This window comes from Streptomyces sp. NPDC048297, assembly GCF_043201585.1.
GTDB lineage: Bacteria > Actinomycetota > Actinomycetes > Streptomycetales > Streptomycetaceae > Streptomyces.
In genome coordinates, this window is record NZ_JBICZA010000014.1 from 214,997 (window position 1) to 219,242 (window position 4,246).

Sequence of the window (4,246 nt, forward strand, 5' to 3'; positions counted from 1 at the left end):
GGCCATGGTGCCCCTATCGCAATTCAAGCAAGCTGGCAATCTCGTGGGGAATTCGTGACGGGTGGACGGACGTGTGAACCCGTACACGGTAACGAATTCCGTCGGCCGACTCGCCCCGGGGGACGACCGGTCCCGTCCCGTACCCGCTCGGCTCTATCGGCGTCTCGCCGTACCGGAAATGCCGCGTCGTGGTGATCGGTGCGGGCGACCCCGTCGCCGGAACCCCGGCGTCGGAACCCCGGTGTCGGTCGGCGGGCCGCCCTCGCGCGGCGCGGTCGCTGTCCGGTGGGCCGGTTCAGAGCACACGCGGACCACCACACGCCGACGTCGGACCGGGCGGCTCCTGCAGCACGCTCCAGGCGACCGGTCCCAGCAGGTCGCCCAGTCGCCTGAAGACGTCCAGGAAGAGGTCGTCGATCGTCAGCACCCCGACCACCCGGCCCCCGTCCAGAACCGGAAGACGGCGGACCTCCGTGCGGCGGAACGCCCGGTAGGCCACCTGGAGGTCGTCGTCGGCATCGACGGTGACGACCTCGGCCGACATCACCGCGTCCACCGGTGCCTCCGGGGCCATACCGCCGCCCATGCCGCGCAGGGCGAGATCGCGGTCGGTGACGATGCCGCGCAGCGCGCCGTTCTCCACGACGAGAACGGAGCCGACGGCGCACTCGGCCATCCGCCGGGTCACCTCCACCAGCGGGACGCGGGGTGCGACGCACACCGGCGGAGCGGTCATCACCTCGCAGACCTTCATACGACGACTCCTCACCTACACCTGCACCTGCTCCTCGCCGTCATGGCGGACCGTGCGGTTCGCGGTTCCACCGGACACCGGAGACGGCCCTCAGACGATGTCGAGCACCCCGTCGACCGGCCGGCGCGGGCTCGCGTGTCCCTCGGGGCCGTAGCCGAGCCGGAGCACCATCTGCACATGGGCCATTGCCGACAGCGGGTCGCGCGCCGTCCACCGCAGGTCCGGCCATTCCAGCGGCTGGGAGGTCACCGAGGCCACCAGCCCGTCCGCGGTGGCCCGCAGCAGAACCCGCTCCAGCGCCTGCCCGGCGCGCAGCCAGTCCACGGGCCGGTCGTCGGCCGTGCCCAGCAGGGCGATCTGCGGGTTCCTCTCGAACGACGCCCAGGCGCGGCCCGGCATCGGACGGCCGACCGCGAAGTCACGAACGGGAGCGGAGCCACCTCGTGCGGCGGGCCCGAACGCCTCTGCGGGGATGCCGTCCGTCGCCCCTTCGGTACCCGACGGATCCACGTGCGCCCATCGTTCCGTCTCACCGCGCATGTCCGCGTCCAGCGCCTCCCACCCCTCGGCGTCCCGGACCAGGTCCAGGACCGACCGCACGTGCCAGGCACCCGGGAACAGCAACCGCGCACCCTCGGCGAGGGCCTCGTCGGACAGGCGCTCGCGCAGGGCGCCGGGGATCGTCTCGTCGCGGAACGGATGGCGGCTGGAGTGACGACGCCGGATCGCCGGGTGCAGCAGGGCGAGCGCGTCGTCGGGGCGGGCGGCGCCGCTCAGCCGCACCTCAGCGAGGAACTCCGCGTCGGCCGGGTCCGGGAACAGCTCCGCTTCCGGCGTCAGCCCCGCCCAAGCGGCGGCCACACGGAGATTGAGCAGCGCGGCGCCGCAGCCGATGTGCAGACCTCGTTTGCCGGGGTCGGTGCGCGGCAACGTGCGTTCCAGGTCGGCGTACAGGCGCAGGACGCCGGTCCCGCGCAGGTGACGGAACCTCCAGGGCTGCGCGTTGTGCAGCGAGGGCGCCGCCGTGGCCGCTGCCACGAGCGCTTTGATGGTCTGATCGTCAAAGGGTTGCGCGGACACGATGGCTTCCCTTCGCAACGGAGCGTGCCGGTGCCGGTCGCGGAGACCGCCGCTCGCGCCGCGGGCGCGCCCGGCCGGGACCTCGACCGGTGACCGATGACCGATGCCCCCACCGTGCGCTCGGCGGGCCGTGCGTCGGCAGGGGCCGAACGGTCCTGACCCGGGACCGAACGGACTTCCCTCCCGCCACGCCAGCCCATCGCCCCGGCCCGGCCCCTCACCCGGCTCCGTGTGTGGCGGCCCAGCGTCGTCGTACCGCTTCCTCGTGTTCGGCTTCCTCCAGAGCGAGTTCCACCGCCGACAGTTCGTTTTCCAGCTGGGGGATCCAGTGGCGACGCAGGGCGCGAACCCGCTGCGCGGTCCGTTCCGCCTCGGCTGAGAGCAGTCGGGCGGCCGCCGTGCGGGCAGCGTGTTCCGCCGCTGCGGGGACCGCGGCCAGGTAGGAGCTCTCGGCGTGCGCCAGCGCGGTGTTGGAGGGCGTCGGTTCGGCGGGTGAGCGGACGGGGGCGGTCCAGGCGACGGTCGCGGGATGACGCACGTCCATCAGCGCGTCCCACTCGACGTCGACGAAGGCCCGGTCCGCCAAAACCGCCTCGGCCAGCGCCCGCTCACCGCCGAGCAGCACACCGCGCACCAGCCATACGTCGGCCTCGGCCAGCCGGTCCCGCCACACGCGGTAGGCCTCCTCGGCCGCCCGCCGCTCCGCGCGCTCCCGGTCCAGCAGGAGCCGGAGCTTGTGTTCCAGCAGGTCCGCTCCACGTCGCGCGGTGCCGAGGCTGCGGCGAAGGCGCAGCCGGCCGGCGCGCCCTGTCGGCACCCGGCGTGCGTGCGCGCTCACTTCGCCTCCTCGTGCCGCGAAGGGGCGTGCGCGGCGAGAAGGCCGGCGGGGATCATGCCGAGTTCGCCGGCGGGCAGGGTCAGGAGCACGTCCCAGGCCCGGTCCATGGACTCGTCCAGCGATCGGTTCTCGTCCGCTCCCTGCGCGAGGAACCGCTGCCGGAAGGCGTCCGCCAGGTCCAGGAAGGACAGGTCGGCCGGGCTGAGCGCCGACCGCCCGATCAGGTCGGCCGGCTCCCGCACCTGACGCGACCGGGCCAGCGCGGCGATCAACTGAACGGCGACGGCTGGATGGTCGGCACGGGTGCGGTCAGGACCGGTCCCCTTGCGCATCAGCCGGGACAGCGAGGCCAGGGGGTCGACGGGGGGATACGTGCCGGAGGCGTGGACCGCGGTGGACAGCACGATCTGGCCCTCGGTGATGTAACCCGTGAGGTCCGGCACGGGGTGGGTGATGTCGCCGGCGGGCATGGTGAGCACCGGTACGACGGTCACCGACCCCGGGCGGCCCCTGATCCTGCCGCAGCGCTCGTACAGGGACGCGAGGTCGCTGTAGAGGTAGCCCGGGTAGGCCCGGCGCGCCGGCATCTCCCCCCGCGCGGCGGACACTTCGCGCAACGCCTCCGAGTAGGCAGTCATGTCCGTCATCACCACCAGGACGTGACGGCCCCGCGCGAAGGCGAGGTGCTCCGCGACGGTCAGCGCGAGACGCGGGGTGAGCAACCGCTCGATCACCGGGTCGTCGGCCGTGTTGAGGAAGAGGGCCAGTTCCCGTGCGGAGGAGCGGGCGGCCAGCCCGTCCCGGACGAACGCCGCGTCGGCGTGCGTGAGCCCCATACCGGCGAACACGACGGCGAACGGCTCACCGCCGCACGTCGCCTGCGCCGCCACCTGCACCGCCAGCTCCAGATGGGGAAGTCCGGCCACCGAGAACACCGGCAGTTTCTGGCCCCGTACCAGCGTGGTGAGCACATCCACGGCGCCGACACCGGTGAGCACCGGCTCGTCCGGCGGCTCCCGCCCCACCGGGTTGATCGGCGCACCGCCGACCGGTGCGTAGCCGGCGCCCAGCACCGGCGGTCCGCCGTCGGCGGGTTCGCCCCGCCCGTTGCACACCCGCCCCAGGCCACGCCGGACCAGCGGCGCGAAGGAGACGGACCTTCCCGACCGCAGGAGCGTCGGCGGATCGGTGCCGCGCGGCAGCGGCAACGGCAGCAGCGCGCCGCCCGCGGCGGCCAGCCGTCCGGCGACGCGCGCCATGTCGGTGGCCGGACACCACCCGGCCAGTGCGGCCACCTCCCCGTGCCGTACCGCGCCCTCCGCCCGCTCCTCCAACTGGGCCTCGCCCGCCAGCAACGCGACACTGCGACGCTCTTCGAGCAGGTCGAGGTCGGGCTCGGTGGCGGCGAGGACGACTGGGGCGGTGCTTTCTGGTTCGGTGGAGGTGGTGCTCTCTGGTCTGGGCGGGGCGGTGTTCTCTGGTTCGGTGGAGGTGGTGCTCTCTGGTCTGGGCGGGGCGGTGCTTTCTGGTTCGGTGGAGGTGGTGCTCTCTGGTCTGGGCGGGGCGGTGCTTTC

Annotated in this window: 4 protein-coding genes; all 4 read right to left on the reverse strand. The window is 73.5% G+C overall.

The window, feature by feature from the left end:
- Nucleotides 1-295 precede the first annotated feature (295 nt).
- Complete coding sequence (locus tag ACGFYV_RS18075; RefSeq protein WP_393879366.1) at nt 296-754, reverse strand: CBS domain-containing protein; 459 nt, start codon at nt 752-754, stop codon at nt 296-298.
- Between the two features lie 90 nt (nt 755-844).
- A complete protein-coding gene (locus ACGFYV_RS18080; RefSeq protein ID WP_393879367.1) occupies nt 845-1,834 on the reverse strand; it encodes an Acg family FMN-binding oxidoreductase in 990 nt (329 codons plus the stop codon).
- A gap of 217 nt (nt 1,835-2,051) precedes the next feature.
- The gene (locus tag ACGFYV_RS18085; protein WP_393879368.1) at nt 2,052-2,672 is read right to left on the reverse strand and encodes a V-type ATP synthase subunit D; all 621 of its coding nucleotides are present in this window, start codon (nt 2,670-2,672) and stop codon (nt 2,052-2,054) included.
- Nucleotides 2,669-4,027 carry a V-type ATP synthase subunit B gene (locus ACGFYV_RS18090; RefSeq protein ID WP_393879381.1) on the reverse strand — a complete coding sequence of 453 codons (1,359 nt, stop codon included), beginning with the start codon at nt 4,025-4,027 and terminating at the stop codon, nt 2,669-2,671. The genes ACGFYV_RS18085 and ACGFYV_RS18090 overlap by 4 nt, the downstream gene beginning before the upstream one ends.
- Nucleotides 4,028-4,246 lie beyond the last annotated feature (219 nt).